General features: G+C 33.3%; 15 protein-coding genes and 3 pseudogenes. 14 read left to right on the top strand and 4 right to left on the bottom strand.

Translation table 11 applies throughout. From position 1 onward, the window contains the following. Positions 1–263 precede the first annotated feature (263 nt). The 3 genes and pseudogenes from NQ540_RS08685 to NQ540_RS08675 all read left to right on the top strand — a co-directional run bounded on the left by NQ540_RS08685 (position 264) and on the right by NQ540_RS08675 (position 4,084). A pseudogene (locus tag NQ540_RS08685) lies at positions 264–1,198 on the top strand (replication initiator protein A). Between the two features lie 527 nt (positions 1,199–1,725). Continuing rightward, a pseudogene (locus NQ540_RS08680) lies at positions 1,726–1,923 on the top strand (CopY/TcrY family copper transport repressor); the annotation flags it as partial. A 19-nt stretch (positions 1,924–1,942) separates the two neighbouring features. After that, positions 1,943–4,084: a heavy metal translocating P-type ATPase gene (locus NQ540_RS08675; protein WP_039848973.1), complete on the top strand. Its 2,142-nt coding sequence runs from the start codon at positions 1,943–1,945 to the stop codon at positions 4,082–4,084. 331 nt (positions 4,085–4,415) lie between these two features. On the opposite strand, the gene NQ540_RS09730 is transcribed toward NQ540_RS08675, so the two are convergent. Beyond that, positions 4,416–4,640 carry a hypothetical protein gene (locus tag NQ540_RS09730; protein WP_005606287.1) on the bottom strand — a complete coding sequence of 75 codons (225 nt, stop codon included), beginning with the start codon at positions 4,638–4,640 and terminating at the stop codon, positions 4,416–4,418. Positions 4,641–5,603: 963 nt separating this feature from the next. Here NQ540_RS09730 and NQ540_RS08665 point away from each other — a divergent pair. Both NQ540_RS08665 and NQ540_RS08660 read left to right on the top strand, forming a co-directional pair. After that, positions 5,604–5,972: an ArsR/SmtB family transcription factor gene (locus tag NQ540_RS08665; protein WP_005606286.1), complete on the top strand. Its 369-nt coding sequence runs from the start codon at positions 5,604–5,606 to the stop codon at positions 5,970–5,972. Further along, complete coding sequence (locus tag NQ540_RS08660) at positions 5,965–8,094, top strand: heavy metal translocating P-type ATPase (RefSeq protein WP_005606284.1); 2,130 nt, start codon at positions 5,965–5,967, stop codon at positions 8,092–8,094. Before NQ540_RS08665 ends, NQ540_RS08660 begins: the two co-directional genes overlap by 8 nt. Before the next feature lie 274 nt (positions 8,095–8,368). Here the strand turns inward: NQ540_RS08660 and NQ540_RS08655 are convergent. Then, positions 8,369–9,715: pseudogene (locus NQ540_RS08655) on the bottom strand (IS3 family transposase). A gap of 276 nt (positions 9,716–9,991) precedes the next feature. Between NQ540_RS08655 and NQ540_RS08650 the strand changes: the two are divergent. Continuing rightward, entirely contained in the window at positions 9,992–10,183 is a 192-nt protein-coding gene (locus tag NQ540_RS08650) for a hypothetical protein (protein ID WP_039848970.1), read from the top strand. A gap of 178 nt (positions 10,184–10,361) precedes the next feature. On the opposite strand, the gene NQ540_RS08645 is transcribed toward NQ540_RS08650, so the two are convergent. Next, the gene (locus NQ540_RS08645; RefSeq protein WP_256365583.1) at positions 10,362–10,496 is read right to left on the bottom strand and encodes a hypothetical protein; all 135 of its coding nucleotides are present in this window, start codon (positions 10,494–10,496) and stop codon (positions 10,362–10,364) included. A gap of 277 nt (positions 10,497–10,773) precedes the next feature. After that, positions 10,774–12,122, bottom strand: a protein-coding gene (locus NQ540_RS08640; RefSeq protein ID WP_217950634.1) for an IS3 family transposase whose coding sequence is annotated in 2 segments (ribosomal slippage) — positions 10,774–11,681 and positions 11,681–12,122 — 1,350 coding nt in all. Because the reading frame shifts where the segments join, the coding sequence is not laid out codon by codon here. A gap of 178 nt (positions 12,123–12,300) precedes the next feature. Here NQ540_RS08640 and NQ540_RS08635 point away from each other — a divergent pair. The 8 genes from NQ540_RS08635 (at position 12,301) to NQ540_RS08600 (ending at position 21,725) form a co-directional block, all read left to right on the top strand. Beyond that, positions 12,301–13,545 (top strand): DUF6161 domain-containing protein, encoded by a 1,245-nt coding sequence (locus NQ540_RS08635; RefSeq protein WP_259912510.1) that lies wholly within the window; start codon positions 12,301–12,303, stop codon positions 13,543–13,545. A gap of 464 nt (positions 13,546–14,009) precedes the next feature. Further along, positions 14,010–14,276 carry a hypothetical protein gene (locus tag NQ540_RS08630; protein WP_005606270.1) on the top strand — a complete coding sequence of 89 codons (267 nt, stop codon included), beginning with the start codon at positions 14,010–14,012 and terminating at the stop codon, positions 14,274–14,276. Beyond that, positions 14,218–14,508: a helix-turn-helix domain-containing protein gene (locus NQ540_RS08625; RefSeq protein ID WP_223429363.1), complete on the top strand. Its 291-nt coding sequence runs from the start codon at positions 14,218–14,220 to the stop codon at positions 14,506–14,508. Before NQ540_RS08630 ends, NQ540_RS08625 begins: the two co-directional genes overlap by 59 nt. Positions 14,509–14,603: 95 nt before the next feature. Next, a complete protein-coding gene (locus NQ540_RS08620) occupies positions 14,604–14,849 on the top strand; it encodes a DUF2922 domain-containing protein (protein ID WP_039848965.1) in 246 nt (81 codons plus the stop codon). Positions 14,850–15,036: 187 nt separating this feature from the next. Continuing rightward, positions 15,037–15,276 carry a helix-turn-helix domain-containing protein gene (locus NQ540_RS08615; RefSeq protein WP_005606264.1) on the top strand — a complete coding sequence of 80 codons (240 nt, stop codon included), beginning with the start codon at positions 15,037–15,039 and terminating at the stop codon, positions 15,274–15,276. Then, the gene (locus NQ540_RS08610; RefSeq protein WP_005606262.1) at positions 15,277–17,454 is read left to right on the top strand and encodes a type I restriction-modification system subunit M; all 2,178 of its coding nucleotides are present in this window, start codon (positions 15,277–15,279) and stop codon (positions 17,452–17,454) included. It abuts the gene before it with no gap. After that, entirely contained in the window at positions 17,447–18,826 is a 1,380-nt protein-coding gene (locus NQ540_RS08605) for a restriction endonuclease subunit S (RefSeq protein WP_005606260.1), read from the top strand. The genes NQ540_RS08610 and NQ540_RS08605 overlap by 8 nt, the downstream gene beginning before the upstream one ends. Beyond that, entirely contained in the window at positions 18,816–21,725 is a 2,910-nt protein-coding gene (locus NQ540_RS08600; protein WP_005606258.1) for a type I restriction endonuclease subunit R, read from the top strand. Before NQ540_RS08605 ends, NQ540_RS08600 begins: the two co-directional genes overlap by 11 nt. The last annotated feature ends 160 nt before the right edge of the window (positions 21,726–21,885 follow it).

The following is a 21,885-nucleotide window of genomic DNA, read 5'->3' as shown; positions in this document are numbered from 1 at the left end:
ATAAATTTAAGAGAACGAGAAATCGTTCTCTTTTTGTTTACTTTTTACTACCCGAAAGGAAAATATTTTATGACATCAAGCTATAAAAAACACACGTTCTAAACAAAGACAGTCAAGAAACATGGTTATTGTTTCTTTGATGAAAGATACTGGTTGGTCACCTTCCAAAGTCGAAGAGTCTCTCAAAGAGCTTTAGCAATTCAATTTAATTAAATTTCCCGAATCAGGTGGGATGATGTTAAAAGTAGGTGAGGCAAAATAATATGGAAAATATTAATTTAATAAGTGTCGATGAATATCAAACTTCAGAAAGATTCTATGCATTGCCTAAAATACTTTTTGAGAGTGATCTTTACAAAGAAATGAGATTAGATGCCAAAGTCTTCTATGCAGTATTAAAAGATAGATTAAGTTTGTCTTTTAAAAATAATTGGATTGATGAAGATGGATATGGATATGTGTTTTTAGTCTATTCCAATTCTAAACTGATGGATATTTTAAATTGTTCTAAGTCTACTCTGTTAAGAATGAAAAAAGAATTAACACAATTTGGTTTAATTTATGACGTTCAACAATCAACGACCAAGACTGGGAACTTGGAAAATCGTATATATCTAGGTCAATTGAAGGATAACTTCCTTACCCAAAATAACAAAAAAGTTGAAGATTCCCATGTAGAATCTAGAGTGGTGTCAAATTTATACCAGGAGGATGTCAAAATAACACGAGGCTAGTGTCAAAATCAGCCCCTAATGATACTGAAGACAATGAGACTTATTTAAGTGAATATACTAGTTCTAGAAAGAGCTCAAAAAATTCTAAAGAATTTTCTTCGTCTACTAGAGCTGATAATATCTCATCTATTGAAAAATCCGAAAAATATATTGACCCTCAATATTATTCTCTCCTGCAGGTAATTGCTGATGAATATAACGGTAAATTTTGCCAACAAGATTTATTCACTGGTGAGTTTTAAAATTATAGTCTAACTCATAAACAAAAAATGATGATAGGACAATACCTCTCTGACGGCTATATAACAAGTCGAGAAATAATTAACGTTATTGAGCGAATATCCTATGACAGTGAATCCCCTTTAGCGTACCTTCTTAAGTCCTTAGAAAATCTCAAGGAAGAAAGAAGACTTGAAGCTAAAATCCTTGCTCATAGAAAAGCTGAAATGGCTTTTTCCGAATAGTAGGAAATCAAATAGATGGGTACTAGGTATTGTAGCAGTTTACCTTTTCTATATTTAGATACTCGAACTCGAGGATATTAATAAGACATGAAATTAAGACAATTAATAGTCGGTAAAATTGAATATTTAGAACAACAGAACAAAAGATTTGATAATTTCCGTGTGTATAGGTTTTTTTCTATTTTTCCGCTTTTTCTCAATTCTTGATTTCCTAAATACGATAAACAATTAAATTGCTCAATAGTGTTCATCATATTTAGAAAATATAATTTTAAAAATAAGGAATTCTAAAATCAATAAAAATAAATCAATGGTAACCTTATAATTAGTATTGGGTAAAGATAGGAAAACAAAGGCAATAATAGCTGTTATATTTATTTAAAAAACAAGATGCTTACATTTATTAAAAAGACTTGACACAATTCGTTTACAATAGTAAACTTACTTTGAACATAGTTGTTCACATCTGTAAACAACTAGGGAAAAGGAGAATGAGCACAATAGAATTTAATACTTATATCACAGATGCAGAAGATATTTTTAACCGTATTTGCAATAAGAAAGTCGGAAATGTAATAGGAAGCATCATTTAAGATCATGTTTTAAGCTTCGATGATATAGATCGACTAGAAAAAATATTAGAGATGAAAAAATCTTTCGCAGTAGAAGAAGTGGATTGCAATTGTCCAGAAGGACAATGCGAATGTCATTTACATCATCATTAAGTATAAGGAGGAATTTAAAATGAATAATGACAACAGATATTCGTCCCATAATCACCATGATTATGACGACATGGATAAGTTAAAACAGGAGCATGGAATCACAGATGAACATGGATACCATAAGGATCAACATCAAGTACATCATGCTGAGCATGATCACAGCGGGCACAGTGGGCATGATCACAGCGGGCATAATCACAGAGGACACAGTGGGCATGCCCACCATCATCACGGAAGCTTTAAGGAACTTTTCTTAAAGTCATTGCCACTAGGAATTATTATTATGTTCTTTTCCCCTTTGCATGGATTTAAACTACCATTCCAGTTTACTTTTCCATATTCTGATATTGTAGTAGCTATTTTATCTACTATATTAATTGTTTATGGTGGACGTCCATTCTATCAAGGTGCAGTTGACGAATTTAAACAAAAAAAACCTGGAATGATGGCACTCGTTTCTTTAGGTATAAGTGTTTCATATTTATACAGTATTTATGCTGTGATCATTACCTACGTAACGGGTGGACACGTGATGGACTTTTTCTTTGAATTTGCTTCATTACTATTAATCATGCTATTAGGTCACTGGATTGAGATGAAAGCTATTGGAGAAGCAGGAGACGCACAAGCAGCATTGGCTAAGTTAGTGCCGAAAGATGCTCACGTTGTATTAGAAGACGATTCAATTGAAACACGACCAGTTGCTGACTTAAAGATAGGTGATTTAATTCGTGTTCAAGCCGGAGAAAATGTGCCAGCAGACGGGATTATCGAGCGTGGCGAATCACGTTTAAATGAAGCTCTTCTAACTGGGGAGTCAAAAGCAGTAAAAAAAGGCCCTGGCGATGAAGTAATCGGGGGCTCAACAAATGGAGAAGGGGTACTTTATATTAAAGTGCTTGAGACAGGTGATCAATCCTTTATCTCTCAAGTACAGACTTTAATTAGCCAAGCTCAAAGTCAGCCTTCCAGGGCAGAAAATATTGCGCAAAAGGTTGCAGGGTGGCTCTTCTATATTGCTGTTATTGTCGCGCTATTTGCTTTTGTAGTGTGGATGATTATTGGAGATATCCCAACGGCAGTTATATTTACTATTACTACATTAGTTATTGCTTGTCCGCACGCATTGGGTCTGGCTATTCCATTGGTAACCGCCCGTAGCACAAGCTTAGGGGCTAGCCGTGGCTTACTAGTAAAAGACCGCCAAGCCTTAGAAATAGCTCAAGATGCAGATGTGATCATTTTAGATAAAACGGGTACTTTAACAACTGGTGAATTTAAAGTATTAGATGTAAAACTTCTTAATGACAAATATACAAAAGAGGAAATCATTGCCTTATTGGCAGGTATTGAAGGAGGATCGAGCCACCCAATTGCTCAATCAATTATAAGGTTCGCCGAGCAGCAAGATATACGTCTAGCATCTTTTGATTCGATTGATGTGATTTCCGGTGCTGGAGTAGAGGGTAAAGCAGGTGAGCACCGTTACCAATTAATCAGTCAAAAAGCCTATGGACGTAATCTTGATATGGATATTCCAAAAGGAGCAACTCTTAGTGTCTTAGTAGAAAACGATGATGCCATTGGTGCTGTAGCTTTAGGGGACGAATTAAAACCAACGAGTAAAGAGTTAATTAAAGCTCTTAAAAAGAACAATATTCAACCAATTATGGCAACAGGTGATAATGAAAAAGCGGCTCAAGGCGCAGCAGAAGTTTTAGGGATTGAATATAGATCAAATCAATCTCCACAAGACAAATATGAGTTGGTTAAAACACTTAAAGATGAAGGAAAGAAAGTTATCATGGTAGGTGATGGTGTAAATGATGCTCCTTCTCTTGCCTTAGCAGATGTTGGTATAGCTATAGGTGCTGGAACTCAAGTTGCATTGGATTCAGCTGATGTCATATTGACTCAATCCGATCCAGGAGATATTGAATCATTCATTGAATTAGCACACAAAACAACTCGTAAAATGAAACAAAACCTATTTTGGGGAGCTGGTTATAACTTTATAGCTATCCCTCTAGCTGCAGGAATTTTGGCTCCTATTGGTATCACATTAAGCCCTGCATTAGGAGCAATCCTAATGTCTGTGTCAACAGTCATCGTCGCCATTAATGCGATGTTATTAAGTTTAGATCCAAAAAATAATGGGTAACAGATTGACTGATTGCAACTCCTTAAAGTATCAAGATACAATAGTTTTACAGGAGAAAAAGAGATGTAAGTACAGGCTCTTTGTAAAATCGTGTTGGTAGAAGTAGACGATTTTTCTACCAACACGATTTTTAATGAGAAACTCAAAAAAATCAAGAGTACGAATGATTGTGCTCACTGTACTCGTACTAATCGTAGGTGCTTAGTGGGCTTTTTCAACAATGATATACAATGACAACATCAATCAGCGATTTGAAAGTTACAAGCCGCTAATGTTTAAAGTTGAAGACTTTGAAGGGCTTAAATGCACAAATTATAAATTTTCTTCATATCTATCCGCAAAATCCAACAGAGTTGCTCCCTTTGGAAAATGAAGATCTGAATTGCTTTGGTAATTTAGCCTTGATTACGGTCTCCGGTAATTCAACGTTTAATAATGCAACGCCTGTTGGCAAAGCTAGTTCAAACCCAGGAATAATTGCGCAGAGTTTGAGCTGAAAATCATGGCTGAAATGATGAAACAAAATAACAATATCTGGGACCAAAAATTGGCACATATTATCAGGACGAGATGATTAAAATTCTCGTCTCCCAAAAAGGGTAGATGATAGTAGAGATATTCTTGCAAACCCATCTATTTTGATAAGCCAATAAAACCTAAACATTTCATTTAAAAGGAAGAAGTACCAGTACATTCGGCGCAATTAGATATTATAGAAAAAATAATTCCTAAGAATCTAGTTGCTTCAATAAAATGGTGATTTTAATTATATAATGAGACGATAGAAAATAGGAGTGGTCTTTTGCATCACTCCTATTTTTGTACTAAATATGTTGTAGTTTTCTTGTACGAATAGCGGTAGATTAGTGGATTCTCTTCTAAAGAGAAACTAACAGAGCTGTTTGAGAGGATTTTAGTGGAAATTTGATTTTTTAGATATGGGACAGTTTCGTTCCACAGTATCATTTCAGCTTTTATCAACAGTCTTTCGTTCTATAGTATAGGGGGGTGCTATCAGCACATGTGGAGTGTGTGGTACTGTTGATTAGAATTTATTAGAGATAAGAGATTTGCTAATGACCGTCAAAGACACAGCCGAACAGATGGTTTTGATGTATTGCTATCTTCATAATTATACTTGGTAGCGTATCGGAGAAGTTCTATTTGCTGATGTAAGAACGGTAAGGAGATGGCATAAAAAGGCACTTGAAACGATAAAAGTCCCGGAAAATCCGATTCGAATTATAAATAGTTCTTGAGAATTTCAGTTGTTTGATAAATTTGTAGGTGATTACGCTGAAATTCAAGCTGATTCATAGAGCACCTCCTCAACAAGTTCAATACTAATAATGTTATGTACTTAAAGTCTTATGCAGATTGGTTATTTTGTTATTAGAATTGGGTACTCCAAGTCTTTTTTTATGAATTTTTTTATTCACTCAAAAAAACACTTGACTTAATTAATGAAAAGGGTGATACTATATTCAAACAAATACTTGAATGATATTGAGGTGAGAATATGATTAAAAAAGATACTTGTGAAATTTATTGTTATGACGAAGAAAAGGTCAATCGAATACAAGGTAATTTACAGACAGTAGATATTTCTAGTGTTGCCCAAATGTTAAAAGCTATTGCAGATAAAAATAGAGCAAAAATTACCTATGCATTGTGTCAAGATGACGAACTGTGTGTGTGTGATATTGCAAATATTATAGGTGTTACGGTTGCAAATGCCTCTCATCACCTGCGAACGCTCCATAAGCAAGGGATTGTTAAGTTTCGAAAAGAGGGGAAACTTGCATTTTATTCATTAGATGATGAGCATATCAGAAAAATTATGATGATTGCATTGGCATTTAAGAAAGAGGTGAAGATCAATGTCTAGTGGGAAAGCAAAACAGTTCGAAGAAGAAATGAAAGCCTATCGTGTTCAAGGATTTACTTGTACTAACTGTGCAGCCATTTTTGAAAATAATGTTAAAGAACTTCCCGGTGTTCAGGATGCGAAAGTAAATTTCGGAGCATCTAAAGTTTATGTTAAAGGGACGACAACCATTGAAGAATTAGAAAAAGCAGGAGCATTTGAAAATTTAAAAATTCGAGATGAAAAAGAACAAAGGGTAGAAGGAGAACCTTTTTGGAAGCAGAAAGAAAACATTAAGGTATATATATCAGCTCTTTTACTTGTAGTTAGCTGGTTCCTAGGAGAGCAGTATGGTGAAGAGCATGTTCTACCGACAATTGGTTATGCAGCGTCCATTTTAATCGGTGGATATTCGTTATTTATTAAAGGTCTCAAAAATTTAAGCAGATTAAATTTCGATATGAATACGCTTATGACTATTGCCATTATAGGAGCTGCAATTATTGGTGAATGGGGTGAAGGGGCAACCGTTGTTATCCTATTTGCGATTAGTGAAGCATTAGAGCGTTATTCAATGGATAAAGCACGTCAATCTATTGAATCTTTAATGGATATTGCCCCAAAAGAAGCGTTAATTCGACGAGGCAATGAAGAAATGATGATTCATGTTGATGAGATTCAAGTTGGAGACATCATGATAGTTAAGCCCGGTCAAAAGTTAGCAATGGATGGAATAGTGGTTAAAGGTACATCGACATTAAATCAGGCTGCGATTACAGGTGAAAGTGTTCCAGTAACGAAAATCACAAATGATGAAGTATTTGCAGGAACCTTGAATGAAGAAGGGTTACTTGAGGTTAAAGTAACAAAACGAGTTGAAGATACCACTCTTTCAAAAATCATTCACTTGGTAGAAGAAGCCCAAGCAGAACGGGCCCCCTCTCAAGCGTTTGTCGATAAATTTGCAAAATACTATACACCAGCTATTGTCATACTAGCTCTTTTAATTGCAGTAGTTCCACCATTATTTGGCGGAGACTGGAGCCAATGGATTTATCAAGGATTAGCTGTATTAGTGGTTGGTTGTCCTTGTGCCTTAGTAGTCTCAACTCCAGTTGCTGTGGTTACAGCAATAGGAAATGCAGCGAAAAATGGTGTATTAATTAAAGGTGGTATCCATTTAGAAGCAGCAGGACACTTAAAAGCGATAGCCTTTGATAAAACAGGAACATTAACCAAAGGGATTCCAGCTGTAACAGACATTGTGACATATGGTAGAAATGAAAATGAATTAATAACCATAACATCAGCCATTGAAAAAGGATCGCAGCACCCTCTTGCTTCAGCGATTATGCGAAAAGCAGAAGAAAATGGATTAAAATTCAATGAAGTAACAGTAGAGGATTTTCAATCCATTACAGGTAAAGGCGTTAAAGCCAAAATAAATAATGAAATGTATTATGTGGGAAGTCAAAATCTTTTTGAGGAATTACACGGAAGCATTTCAAGCGATAAAAAAGAAAAAATTGCCGATATGCAAACTCAAGGTAAAACGGTGATGGTGTTAGGAACAGAAAAAGAAATTCTTTCGTTTATTGCCGTAGCCGATGAAATGAGGGAATCGTCTAAAGAAGTTATCGGCAAGTTGAACAATATGGGAATCGAAACAGTGATGCTAACAGGCGATAACCAAAGAACGGCAACAGCCATCGGAAAACAAGTTGGTGTTTCGGATATTAAAGCTGACTTACTTCCAGAAGATAAGCTTAATTTTATTAAAGAACTTCGAGAAAAACATCAAAGTGTGGGGATGGTCGGAGATGGCGTGAATGATGCTCCAGCCCTTGCGGCATCTACCGTTGGTGTAGCAATGGGTGGTGCTGGAACTGATACAGCTTTAGAAACGGCTGACATCGCCTTAATGTCTGATGATTTGAGTAAATTGCCATATACAATAAAATTAAGTCGTAAGGCTTTAGCAATCATCAAGCAAAACATTACCTTCTCTTTGGCGATTAAATTAGTGGCATTACTTTTGGTCATGCCCGGTTGGTTAACACTTTGGATAGCGATATTTGCTGATATGGGAGCAACTTTACTTGTAACATTAAACAGTTTACGCTTATTGAAAATCAAAGGATAGGTTCTAAAATGGGTGTCAACAATCGGGTGCGATCATTGAGAACAATGTTATGCTTCAAAAGGGATATTAACAGGAAATATACAACTAAAGGACGCTTTAACTGAGCAACGGAAAAAGCCAAATTTCTCAATTGATGTTGAGAAATTTGGAGAATGTTTATACGATTAGTAAAGTTGGCGAAAATAATAAAGTTATTAATCTCATGGAGTATTTGAACTTGCAAAAAAATATTTATGAGTCATTGTACTGACCCCAAAAAGTTAGACAAAAAATATTATTGAAAGGATTTAGTTCTATACTGAACAGGACTAAGTCCTTTTAGTTTTGCTTTAATGCGTTTATTGTTGTAGTAAAAAATATACTCGGTAATAGCTTGCTCCAGTTGATCCAGAGACTTGAAATTTTTCTCAAATCCGTAAAACATTTCTGTTTTCAAGATACCAAAGAAGGACTCCATCATGCCATTATCTATGCTGGTTCCCTTGCGAGACATGGATGGACGTATACCTTTACTGGCAAGAAAACGATGATAAGCTTCATGTTGGTATTGCCACCCCTGATCACTGTGGAGAACAGTATTCTCGTATTCTTCTTCTCTAAAAAGCTTGTTCTAACATATCCTTTACTTGTTTTAAATTTGGCGAAGACGATAGAGTATACGCTATAATCTCGCTGTTATAACCATCTAAAATTGGTGATAAATATAGTTTTTGATTACTTGTTGGAATAGAAAACTCTGTAATGCCTGTATAGCACTTTTCCATCGGTTTTTCAGCTGTAAATTGACGTTGAATAATATTCTCAGCTTTCTTACCAACTTCTCCATGATAAGAAGAATACTTACGTTTTCTACGAATACGAGCAGTTAGCCCCAACAGTTTCATCAAGCGTTGTAGCTTCTTATGGTTTACGATGAACCCACGGTTTCTAAGTTCAAGAGTAATACGACGATATCCATAATTTCCTTTATGTTCGGTATAAATGGTTTCTATTTCGTTTTTTACGGCCTGATTCTTATCTTCTAGGTTTAGCTGCTTTAAGTGATAGTAGTAAGTTGAACGAGCAAGTGTAATAATCTTTGGAAGAATATCTAAAGGAAACTCTGACACTAACTCTCTGACAATCTGCGCCTTTCTTCTTTCTCTTTTTCCTCCTTCAAGCGGAGTTCTCTCAACTTTTTTAGAATGGCATTCTCCGCTCTTAAATACTCATTTTCAGCCTGAAGGCGTTCTAGTTCTGTCATCTCTTCTGGTTTTTTCTTTGGCTTACGTCCCATTTCAGGTACTCTCCCTCTTGTTTTCTCAACAATAGTATACTTATTTTTCTTGTATTGTGCGAGCCAGTTGTGAAGAGTGGCACGCGCAGGGAGGCCGTATTCGAGAGAAACTCTTTCTTTACTCCAACCTTCGAGTAAGAATTTATCAATCATTTCTTGTTTTATTTCTGGAGAATAATAATTATTTCTCCCTTTTTTAACTATCTCTAACCCATAACGTTCAATCAATTTAATCATGTAGGAAAGACTTCTCGCATCTATACCGAACATATCTGCAAGTCGTGAGTAGCTAAATCTCTGTTTTCTGGGGGCAAAAGCAAGTGGTGAGCCGGTGCCAATCGTCATCTCAGGACCTGGCATCCGTCAGGATAAGGTAGAACACTACGACGAAATCTCATGTGCCGAAGGAGCGATTAACCGCATCAAAGGCCGCGAATTCGTCTGGACACTGATCGACTATCTAGAAGTAGTGCCGAAATAGGGGAACTAAATTCGAATATAATAAACTTGAGAAACCAGGGCGAGTGCCTCGGTTTATTGTGTGAAAGAACCGATATTTATGACATAGCGTTGACAATACACGAAAAAGATGTACAATATACGCAAAGAAGGGGTGAAAGGATGAGTACATCAAATTTAAATATCCAAATCGATAAAGATATCAATGGGCAAGGACTCCCTTCCTCTCCGAAATTGGATAATTATAATAAAGAAACTATTGAAGCAATTGAAGAAGGAAGAAAGATTGCTAAAGATTCAAACGTTAAAGGTTATCACTCAGTGGATGAATTGAAGAAAGCGTTGGAATTATGAAGTGTTAACGATATTTAATATAAATTGAACAAATATGAGAAAACGGGGCAAGCGCCTCGTTTTTTTGTTAGAAAACAATACTATAGAAATTTCATTTGAAAAATAAAGCGCAGTTCAAAAGCTAGATTTTCGGTCTAAGCTTTGGGCTGCGTTTCAAGATCCTGGTCTTAAATTTTTGTTATAGAGGCTCTGCCATGCAAGCTACCCATCGTGTAATCGTATCTAAGTAATTTTGAATATTGTTTAAGATGATAAAATTCGAAGCATCAATTAGCAATTGTAAAGTTGAAATAATTAATGAGATTTTTTCCATCGTAATCACCTCACTAGTAGTCTTTTTTTGAAAACTTACTGTTTTGGTCATTTTATAATAAATTACAACGATTAAGGGTAGCCACATGAGACCGTGCGTTTGCACGGCACAACCTCTAAAAACAATATTATACTATTAGTTTTGAACTGTAAATAATTTTATGATTCAATAATACATTTATAAATTAATATAAATATAAGAGCAAAGTAATACTATAAAAGAGCAAAATTATCATCAAAGATGAAGTGTACTGACCCCAAAAAGTTAGACAATTAATTTAAGTAAAGGATTTAGTTCTGTATTGCACAGGACTAAGTCCTTTTAATTTTACTTTGATTCGTTTGTTGTTGTAATAATCAATATAGTCGACGATTGCCCCCTCAAGTTCCTTTATAGACTTAAATGTCTGCTCATAGCCATAAAACATCTCTGATTTAAGAATGCCAAAGAACGATTCCATCATGCCATTGTCAGTACTATTACCCTTACGGGACATAGATGGCTGAATTCCCTTATCTTCTAAAAAACTATGATAAAACTCATGCTGATATTGCCATCCCTGATCACTGTGGAGAATAGTACTCTCGTATTGTTCTTCTCTAAAAGCTTGTTTTAACATATCTTTTAATTGGTCTAAATTTGGTGAAGACGAAAGGGAATAAGCTATAATTTCGCTGTTATAACCATCTAAAATTGGTGATAAATATAGTTTTTTGTTACTTGTTGGGATAGAAAATTCCGTAATGTCTGTATAGCACTTTTCCATCGGTTTTGAAGCTTCAAATTGGCGTTGAATAATGTTTCCAACTCTCTTTCCAACGGTTCCATGATAAGAAGAGTACTTACGTTTTCTGCGAATACGAGCCCTTAGACCTAACATTTTCATCAGGCGCTGTACCTTTTTATGGTTTACGATGAAACCACGGTTTCTAAGTTCAAGAGTAATACGACGATAGCCATAATTTCCTTTATGCTCGTTATAAATAGTTTCTATTTCGTTTTTTACGGCCTGATTCTTATCTTCTAGGTTTAGCTGCTTTAAGTGATAGTAGTAAGTTGAACGAGCAAGTTTAATAATCTTTAGAAGAATATCTAAAGGAAACTCTGGCACTAACTCTCTGACAATCTGTGTCTTTCTTCTTTCTCTTTTTCCTCCTTCAAGCGGAGTTCTCTCAACTTTTTTAGAATGGCATTCTCCGCTCTTAAATACTCATTTTCAGCCTGAAGGCGTTCTAGTTCTGTCATCTCTTCTGGTTTTTTCTTTGGCTTACGTCCCATCTTAAGTAGTCTCCCTCTTGTTTTCTCAACAATAGTATACTTATTTTTCTTGTATTGTGCGAGCCAGTTATAAAGCATCGCAGGACCTGGAAGACCGTATTCAAGAGAAACTTTTTCTATACTCAAACCTTTATGTAAGACTTTATCAATCATTTCTTGTTTTATTTCTGGAGGATAATAAATATTCTTCCCTCTTTTTACTATCTCTAAACCATAACGATCAATCAATTTAATCATATAGACAAGATTTCTCGCATTTATACCGAACGTATCCGCAAGTCGTGCGTAGCTAACTCCTTGTTTTCTGAGTTCGTAAATTTGAATTTTATCCTCATAAGTTAATTTCATAAAAAAACACCCCAAAAGTTAGAATTTCTGTCTAACTTTTGGGGTGCACTTCAGAAGACTATATATGATAAGTTTAATTTATGGAGAGGAAGAAGCATTTAGAATTATGAGAGAAATAGTAGATTTTATTTAGAAAGGTGTTTTTATGAGTTTTACGAAGAAACAGATATCCAATTTTTTGGACGATAAACTTTTATTTAGATTTTCGATAGGAGAAGAATATGTAATCAATTATAATCGACAGAGTGAGGAATATACTTTTGATGAATTAGAGAAAATTGCTAAAAGAAATTTTGAATATTGGGATTCAGTTTCGGGAGATTATTTTTCTCAAGAATGGGCGAGTTTAAGTAGGAATATTAATAAGGTAAGAGAATATTTATCAACTATAGAAGAATTAGACTTAGATAGAATACATAGTTATTTCTATAATAATATATCAAGTGATCGAGAAAATGTAGAGAAAAATAAATATTTGTATATTATTTCAATGAGCTCACCTATCGATAAAGATACAGAGTTTGGAGCAATAAAAAACTTTGTTTCATTCTATACGCAATATTTAACAAATGATCTTAAAAATGCAGTAAGTAATTTTATTCGATTATCCAAAAATATGCATGAAATAGGTAATGCCCTATCAAGTACATCTCAATATATATTTTATCCTGCGCTATATCTGCTGAAACAACATCTCTCAGATCTTAAGGAAAGTAAGGATGATTTTGAAACCAATATAGTGCTACCTATAAAGAGTAAACTACAAGAAATAAGTGATGATTCAGATGAACAATATAAAGAAATAACAACTTTTATAGAAACAAAACATAACGAAATTCAGAAACAGTTTGATGAACAATCTAAAGGGTTGAAAGAATTTCGTAGTTTAATAAATGTCTGGCAAGATGAAAAGGAAGCTAGACTCAATGATTTAGAAGAAACGTATAAGAACAAACTGTCTTTAGCATTACCTGAACTACATTGGAATAATCGTTCGGAAGAATATAGGAGACTAGCGAGATGTTGGACGGGGGTACTTGTGGTTTTCGTTGTAGCACTAGTAGTATCTTTAAGAGAATTAGTGATTGTTATACACGAATATTCGCTTGATACAGTACAAGAAATTCCTTTCGTTTCTAAATCATTTATATTAGTTTCGATTATATCTTTCTTTGTTTATATTATTAGAGTATTGATAAAGATAGTAATGTCAAATCATCATCTGGCTACTGAATACGAACAAAAAGCTGCATTGACGAGGTTCTATCAAGCTTTAACTTATGCAGGAACAGATATTTCGCAAGAAGAAAGGATTATAATAATTCATTCTCTATTTAGTAAAACCGAGACAGGCTTGGTAAAAACAGAAAGTTCAAATGATGTTGATGCAATTCTTTCAGTTTTATCGAAGAATGCTAAATAATATAGAATGACTTAAGTAGTTATCTGCTTAAGTCATTTTTTAAATCTATTCACATATGTTTTTTCACCTATGCAATAATATTTTTGATATATCATATAGACAGAAAAAAACGAAAAATTGTTTTTTATAGAAATATTATTGCTATAGGATTTGTATCAGGTTGAAATTAAATAAAAACGGTTTTATAAAAATATCTTACTAGGGAGACCCAATGCTCTAATCAGGTATAATGATTAGAGTATTGGGTTAATAATAAGGATGTCGGGAGAATTTTTTGAAAACAAATGATATATTTAGCTGCTCGAAATTTACTTTGATATGCTCCCATTAAAGTGGACACTAAAAAGTAAACTATTTTAGAGGAGACATTTTTATAAAACAGCAAAACAGTAACAGAAGAAAGCAAAATTAACATGTTTGTTAATTAACATATATGTTAATTTTAGAATAGGGAGGTGGAGCATATGAAGCGAAAGTTCATAGCATCAAAAGAATTGGCGGATCGGTTAGATAGTTACGATTATGATGAGATGGTGAAATTAGCTGCGGTGCTAAAAATGCTAGAAGAAGATGGTGTAACTGAAGAAATGATTCAAAAATGGGGAGTACATTATAAAGGGAAAAGTTATTTAGAGGTTGTAATATGCAAGAAGAAAAAGGAGGAAACAGACGATGAGTACGTATCTAACTTCCAAACTAAAAAAGTTCGTATCGGAATACCCGAATTTTAATAAAGATCTTGAAAAGACTATGTTTTTACAAAGGGTAGCACTGCAGATGGTAAAACTTCAAAATGATAGTGGATTAGCTTTAGAAGACTTTGCGAGAGAAGTTGAACTGCCAAATTCTCACATTTCAAGGCTGCAAAGCGGGGAACACAACCCAACGATACTTACATTATTGGATATTGCTGAAAGATGTGGATACAAGTTAGAAATTAAAGTTAAAAAGAGTAGAAAATAAAAAATTTTTTCAAAGTACATAGCTATTTAACCTCTAAATTTATTCTTATTAGTGTAGAGAGCAAAAAAGCTACTAAAATAATGAGGAGGGAAAGTTTGGGACATGAAACAATCGTCGACAAAAAACTACACTTAGTTTTCAAAGGAAGTAATGGAGAAACAAAACGCCTTACTATTGCACGACCTCAAGATGAATTACAGAAAAATGTCGCTGAAGCAGCCATGGATAAAATTAGTGAATCTAACCTGTTTGAAAATGAAGGTGTGTTATTGTATACAACTAAAAAAGCTGCTTATTATAAGACGTGTAGAGTAGATGTGTTCAGCTATGATGAGAATTAAGATTAGAAGGATAGAAATGGGGCGTGTTTAGATTTTAAGTGAAGGGTTTCCGTGTCTAGCGTTAAACTAGATGATGGGGCCTCTTTTTTTAGTTTAAATCATAATAATTTTTAAATTAGACAAGCTAAATTTGTATAGAATAAAATTGTTGAAAATGGTATGATGAATGTATTAAAACTCCATTTTTTTGGAAAAAAGAGGTGAGAATATGAAGTTTAATTACAATGGTTTGTGGAAAACGTTAATTGATAGAAATATGAAAAAGAAAGATTTAATAGATAAAACAGGAATATCCCCAACAACAGTATCGAAAATGGTCAGAGGCGACGCTGTATCACTTACGATTATTGGAAAAATTTGCGAAGAACTTGGAACAGATATTGGGGATTTGATTTGTATAAATAAGGATATTAAGGAGAATAAGTAAATGGAAAGTACATACAATGCACTTGAATATAATAAGTTAATTAGTTTTATTTGGTCTGTGGCAGATGATTGCCTAAGAGATGTTTATGTTAGAGGAAAATATAGAGATGTAATTCTTCCTATGACCGTAATAAGAAGGTTTGATTCTATTATAGAGCCTGAAAAAGCCAACATAATGAAAGTAAAAGAAATGGCAGAAAAACAGGGATGGGATGTTACAAAAACATTAGATACAGCTGTTGGCCTTCCGTTTTACAATACTTCTAATTTCTGCTTAAAAGACTTAAAGCATGAAACTAACAGACAAAATTTAAAGAAAAACTTTGAAGAATATTTAAATGGTTTCTCCGAAAATATAAAAGAAATACTTCAAAAATTTGATTTTAATAATCAGCTAAATAAGATGACGGAGGCTGGTATTTTAGGTTCAGTTATAGAAAAATTCACATCAAGTGAACTCAATTTAAGCCCGTATAATGAAATAAATTCAAAAGGAAAAATCATCAAAAAAGGCCTAGACAACCATGCGATGGGCACTTTGTTTGAAGAAATTATCAGAAAATTTAATGAAGAAAATAATGAAGAGGCGGGGGAGCACTTTACACCTCGTGATGTAATTGAGTTAATGGCAGATATTGCTATTTTCCCTATAATGAATAAAATTATGGACGGGACTTATTCAATTTATGATGCAGCATGTGGAACTCTAGGTATGGGGACTGTTGCAGAAGAAAGATTAAAAGAGCTTGCTCAGAAGGATAAGAAAAATGTATCTATTCACTTATATGGTCAAGAAGTTAGTGCAGAAACTTATGCGATTGCAAAGGCTGATTTATTAATCAAAGGTGGAGATACAGATTCCAGTCAAGTTTACTACGGTTCTACCATTTCTGATGATAAGACTTCAGGGCAACATTTTGATTTCATGTTATCAAATCCTCCTTATGGTAAAACGTGGAAAACAGATTTGGCTATTCTGGGAAGTGGAAATGATAAGGATCCAAAGAAAAATATAACAGATATTCGATTTGTCAGAAATTATAAAGAACAAGATGAATTCAGAATGATACCAGATGTAAGTGATGGACAGTTACTGTTCTTACTTAATAATATTTCCAAGATGAAAAATACTGAAATGGGGTCTCGTATTGTTGAAGTTCATAATGGCTCGGCTCTATTTACAGGTGATGCAGGAAATGGAGCAAGTAATGCAAGGAGGTTTATGATTGAGGAAGATTTGATTGAAGCTATAATTCAGATGCCTGAAAATATGTTTTATAACACGGGAATAACAACATATATTTGGATTCTTTCAAATAGAAAAGAAGAAAGAAGAAAAGGCAAAATTCAGCTTATTAATGCAAGTGGCGTCAAGACTGCACTGCGAAAGAATATGGGCAAGAAAAATTGCGAATTTTCAAAAGATGATAGGGAATTTATATTAAATCAATATCTGAATTTCGAAGAAAATGAGTACTCAAAGATTTTTTCAAACGATGAGTTTGGGTATTATAAAGTTATAGTAGAAAGACCTTTAAGACAAGCAGTAGTATGTAATGAAAAAAATATAAAAGAAATAGAGGATGAGCTAAATAAGATAGGAGTTTTTTCAGGAAAGATAGATAAGAAAGTACTGGAGGATAGTTTTATCAAAAGAACTGCCTCCTCTATCAAAGAACTTGAAAAGACCGAAAATGTTGAAGCGTATTTGGAAACCTTAAAGTTAATGAAAAGCGATGAAAGATATCTGGATTATGTGGCTTTTGAGAAAGACTTTAACAAACACTTAAAAAAGAGAAATGTAAAAGGCGCGAGTTTAAATAAGCTTGTTTCAACAGGTTTGCTTGCCAATATGATTATTCGAGATGAGAGTGCTGTTATTCAAAAGGACTCAAAAGGAAATGTGATTGTGGATCCAAATCTTAAAGACACAGAAACTATTCCTAGGACGTTTGAAGGAGGAATAGAAGAGTTTATCAAACAAGAAGTATTGCCATATCATGTGGATGCTTTTGTAGATGAGAGCAAAACACAGATTGGCTATGAAATAAATTTTACAAAGTATTTCTATAAGGCGCAAGAACTTGAAAGTGTAGAAGAAATTGTAGATAGGATTAAAGAATTAGAAAGACAATCTGATGGTATGATGGCTTCTATATTGGAGGGACTTTATGAATAGGTATGAGAAATATAGTAATTCGGAGATTACTTGGTCAGAGTCTATACCAGAACATTGGGACGTAAAAAGAATTGCTAAAGTGTTTGAGATAAGAAAAGAAAAGAATTCCCCTATTAAAACAAAAGAAATTCTATCTTTAAGCGCAAAGTATGGTGTTTCTTTATACACCGACAAAAAAGAGAAAGGAGGAAATAAACCAAAAGAAGATTTGACATCATATAATCTTTGTTATCCAGGAGATATTCTTGTTAATTGCATGAATATTGTTGCGGGATCTGTTGGGATTTCTAATTATTTAGGTGCGGTAAGTCCAGTATATTATCCCTTAGTTAATATAAGCCAAGAAAATAATAATACTAGATATATGGAATATGTATTTAGAAATTATAACTTTCAAAGGAGTTTAGTGGGACTTGGAAAAGGAATTCAGATGTCTGAAACTGATGCTGGAAGACTGAATACAGTAAGAATGAGGATATCTTGGGATATATTGAAAACACAGCTTTTGCCAATACCACCAATAAATGAACAAAAGCAAATTGCAAATTATCTTGATTGGAAAATCAATGAGATAGATAGATTAATTGAAATAAATAAAGAGAAGATAAAATGTATAAGAAAATATATTATATCTTCTCATGAAAAATTGATTTTACAAAATTCAGATTTTAAGGAATGGATTGTTAAAGATAATATTTACAATTTTAAAAACAAAAATTTCAAAATAAGGAAATTAAAAAGTATCTTAGTTAAGATAGAGAATGATGCCCTCCCTGATTCTGATATAATTATTTGTTCCAATAGTGGAAAATCTTTTGTTCGTGGGGATAAAAAAATTGGGTTATATTCAGATGATATAAATATGTATCAAAACGTAAATTATGGACAGATTATGATTCATGGAATGGACACTTGGCATGGTGCTATCTGTATATCAAAATATAGTGGAAGATGTAGTAGAGTTGTTCATGTATGTGAAACTTCAGAAGATAAGATGTATGTTTATTACTATCTTAGATTATTAGCATTTTTGAAGATGTACAAACCATTTTCAAATGGTGTCAGACAAAATACAAGTGATTTTAGAAGTTGGGACAGACTAGGACAAGTGAACATTATATTACCAGCGATTGAACAACAACACAAAATTGCGGATAAGCTCACCAAATTGATTAATAATTCTGAAAAAATGATAGACGAAATAATGAAAGAAATTGATATGTTGGGAAATCTCAAACAATCATTAATTTCAGAAGTAGTAACTGGAAAAATTGATGTGAGGAATATTGCGATACCTGAATATGAAAAAGTAACTCTTTTAGATGATGAAGAAGAACTTGATGAAGTGGAGGGAATAGGCGATGGGGATTAAAGATACAAAAATGGAGGCAGAACTTGAAAATAATATTATTGAATATCTTGTTTCAAATCAGGGGTATAAATATATAAAACCGGATGAGATGAAGATTTCTTTTAATAGAAAGTATGCTTTTGATGAAAAGAGACTTTTGGAATTTATTAAGATATCTCAGCCAAATGAGTTTGATATATTAAGACTTGATACAGAAAGTGGAAAAGAAAAGTTCTATAAGCAACTGGATACTTCAATTAGACAAAATGGGATTGTTTCTGTTTTAAAGAATGGTATTAAGTGCTACCCATCTTCAGGGACTATCATTTTTTATCATGCCTTAGACCCTAAAAGACCAAGTTCTTATGATGAATTTAACACAAATATTTTTTCAGCTACAAACCAATTGACATATTCTGAAAAAAATAGAGGATTAGAACTGGATTTGGCAATTTTTGTGAATGGTCTTCCTGTAATAACGATGGAACTGAAGAGTAGAGCATCAAGCACGGGTTGGACATACAAGGATGCAGAAGAACAATACAAGAATGACAGAGATTCTAAAGAAGCTTTATTTAATTTTAAACGATGTATTGCTCATTTTGCTGTTGATGAAAATTTTATTACTTTTACAACCAAAATTGATGGTAAAAACACCAGATTTATGCCATTTAATAAGGGTACTGTGCAAGGTGGGTCAGGAAATCCAATTAATAATAGTGGAACTATGACAGATTACCTTTGGAAAGATTTTCTGCAAAAGGAAACATTAACTAGTTTGATAAGGGATTTTGCTTATGTTTCGGTAGATAAAGTTAAGAAAACGGAGACTTTGATTTTCCCGAGATACCATCAGTATAGGGTTGTCACAAAACTTGTTGATGACGTGAAGAATAATGGTGTAGGTAATAGATATTTAATACAACATAGTGCTGGAAGTGGTAAGAGTAATTCTATAACATGGTTGGCTTATCGTTTGGTTGAAGTAAATTATAATGGTCAGAAAGCCTTTGACTCAGTCATAGTTGTTACAGATAGATTGAACTTGGATAAACAAATCAATGATAATATCAGGAAGTTTATAGATGAAAAGAGTATTGTTGGGCACGCTGGATCTTCGACAGATTTAAAGAATATGTTGATTGATGGTAAGAAGATTATCATTACAACTGTTCAGAAATTCCCATATTTACTTGAGAAAATAGGTACAGATTTAAAAGGGAAAAACTTTGCAATTGTGATTGACGAAGCTCATTCATCACAAAGTGGAAAAGCTGCAGCTTCATTAAATATGGCTGTTTCAGGTAGCCTTGGCAATGAGGCAGAGTTTGAAATTGAGGATAAGCTGAATGAATTGATTGAAGCAAGAAAGATGCCAGAGAATGCAAGTTTTTTTGCGTTTACAGCTACTCCTAAAGCTAAGACAATTCAGATGTTCGGAAGTGTGTTTGATTTATATTCTATGAAACAAGCTATTGAAGAAGGATTTATCCTTGATGTTTTAAAAAATTATACTCACTACGAAAACTACTATAAAATTTATAAAACAGTAGAAGATAATCCAGAATTTGATAAGAGAAAAGCTCAGAAGAAAATTAGAAACTATGTAGAAGGACAAGAATTTCCAATTAGAGAAAAAGCGGAAGTTATGATAAATCATATTCTTACAAACACAACGAATAAGATTAATGGAAAAGCCAAGGCAATGATTATAACTCAGAGTATTCGTAGAGCTATCGAGTATTATCATATAGTAAAAGAATTGTTAGAAAATTCAAATACTGGATATGAAGCTTTAATTGCTTTTTCAGGTGAGAAAGAATACAACGGGAAGATTGTCACAGAAACGAGTTTAAATGGATTTTCTGATAAAGAAACAACTGAGAAATTTAAACAGGATAAATATAGAATTTTAATTGTTGCTGATAAATATCAGACGGGGTATGATGAACCTCTCTTACATACAATGTATGTGGATAAACCTTTGAATGATGTAAAAGCTGTACAAACGCTATCTAGACTAAATAGAAGCGCAAAGTATAAGATAGACACTTGTGTAATTGACTTTGCAAATCAACCTGAACATATAATGGAAGCATTTCAGCCCTATTATAAAGAAACAAAATTAGAAGAGGAAACAGATCCGAATAAGCTTCATAATTTACTCTCATTACTCGATAGCAAATATGTTTATGAAGAAGATGAAGTAGATAATTTTGTAGAATTATTCTTAAATAATAGTCCAAGAAGCTCAATTGATAGTATTGTTGATAAATGCGTAGAACGATATATATCTTTAAGTGAAGATGATCAAGTAGAGTTTAAGAGTGGGGTGAAATCTTTTATCAGAACGTATAATTTCTTGGCGTCTATCCTACCAATAGGTCAAGTTGATTGGGAGAAAAAAGTGATTTTCTTTGAACAATTAATTCATAGACTTCCAACTCCTGAAGGAAAAGATTTATCAGCTGGAATTCTAGAGTCTGTAGATTTAGAAAGTTACAGATTAGAAAAGAAAAAGACTATCGATATCATTTTAGAGGATGAAGATGGTAAGGTTGAAGGTTTGAGCATAGGAGCAGGGAAGAAAAATTCAGTAGAATTAGATTCGTTAGAAAATATTGTGTCTACATTTAATGATATATTTGGGAATATAGAATGGCAAGATAAAGATAATGTTGCAAGGCAAATTAAAGAATTACCTGCAATGGTCATGAAAAATGAAAAGTTCAAAAACGCTCTTAAAAACTCAGATTTAGAAAATATAAAAAGAGAGTATCAATCGGCATTAAAAGAAGTTTTCCGAATTATTATGATAGATAATATGGAGCTGTTTGGGCAATGGACAAATAATTCTAATTTCAGTAAATGGTTGAACAATCTTATTTTCGATGAAATAATGAAGAAATATAAGAAATAGAGGGTTATCTCAATATATTTAAAAGTTAACAATAAAATAATACAAGAAAAATAATTACTTCCGTATTGCTCTAGATATGATTATAATTTCTAAAGTTATACAGTTAAATTTGTATTTAAGCATTGGACTAAAACTCCAATGCTTTTTCTTTCCCACCTAT

Source organism: Granulicatella adiacens ATCC 49175 (genome assembly GCF_025150565.1).
Taxonomy (GTDB): Bacteria; Bacillota; Bacilli; order Lactobacillales; family Aerococcaceae; genus Granulicatella; species Granulicatella adiacens.
The sequence above is the reverse complement of the archived record's forward strand: the minus strand, read 5'-3'. Positions and strand labels throughout refer to the sequence as shown.

Bases quoted from the DNA above. Each gene is read 5' to 3' on its own strand.
- NQ540_RS08660 (WP_005606284.1), top strand. From the start codon at position 5,965: ATGTCTAGTGGGAAAGCAAAACAGTTCGAAGAAGAAATGAAAGCCTAT.
- NQ540_RS08610 (WP_005606262.1), top strand. From the start codon at position 15,277: ATGGAAAGTACATACAATGCACTTGAATATAATAAGTTAATTAGTTTT.
- NQ540_RS08645 (WP_256365583.1), bottom strand. From the start codon at position 10,496: ATGGAAAAAATCTCATTAATTATTTCAACTTTACAATTGCTAATTGAT.
- NQ540_RS08625 (WP_223429363.1), top strand. From the start codon at position 14,218: ATGAGTACGTATCTAACTTCCAAACTAAAAAAGTTCGTATCGGAATAC.
- NQ540_RS09730 (WP_005606287.1), bottom strand. From the start codon at position 4,640: ATGTGCCAATTTTTGGTCCCAGATATTGTTATTTTGTTTCATCATTTC.
- NQ540_RS08675 (WP_039848973.1), top strand. From the start codon at position 1,943: ATGAATAATGACAACAGATATTCGTCCCATAATCACCATGATTATGAC.
- NQ540_RS08600 (WP_005606258.1), top strand. From the start codon at position 18,816: ATGGGGATTAAAGATACAAAAATGGAGGCAGAACTTGAAAATAATATT.
- NQ540_RS08650 (WP_039848970.1), top strand. From the start codon at position 9,992: ATGAGTACATCAAATTTAAATATCCAAATCGATAAAGATATCAATGGG.
- NQ540_RS08605 (WP_005606260.1), top strand. From the start codon at position 17,447: ATGAATAGGTATGAGAAATATAGTAATTCGGAGATTACTTGGTCAGAG.
- NQ540_RS08665 (WP_005606286.1), top strand. From the start codon at position 5,604: ATGATTAAAAAAGATACTTGTGAAATTTATTGTTATGACGAAGAAAAG.
- NQ540_RS08630 (WP_005606270.1), top strand. From the start codon at position 14,010: ATGAAGCGAAAGTTCATAGCATCAAAAGAATTGGCGGATCGGTTAGAT.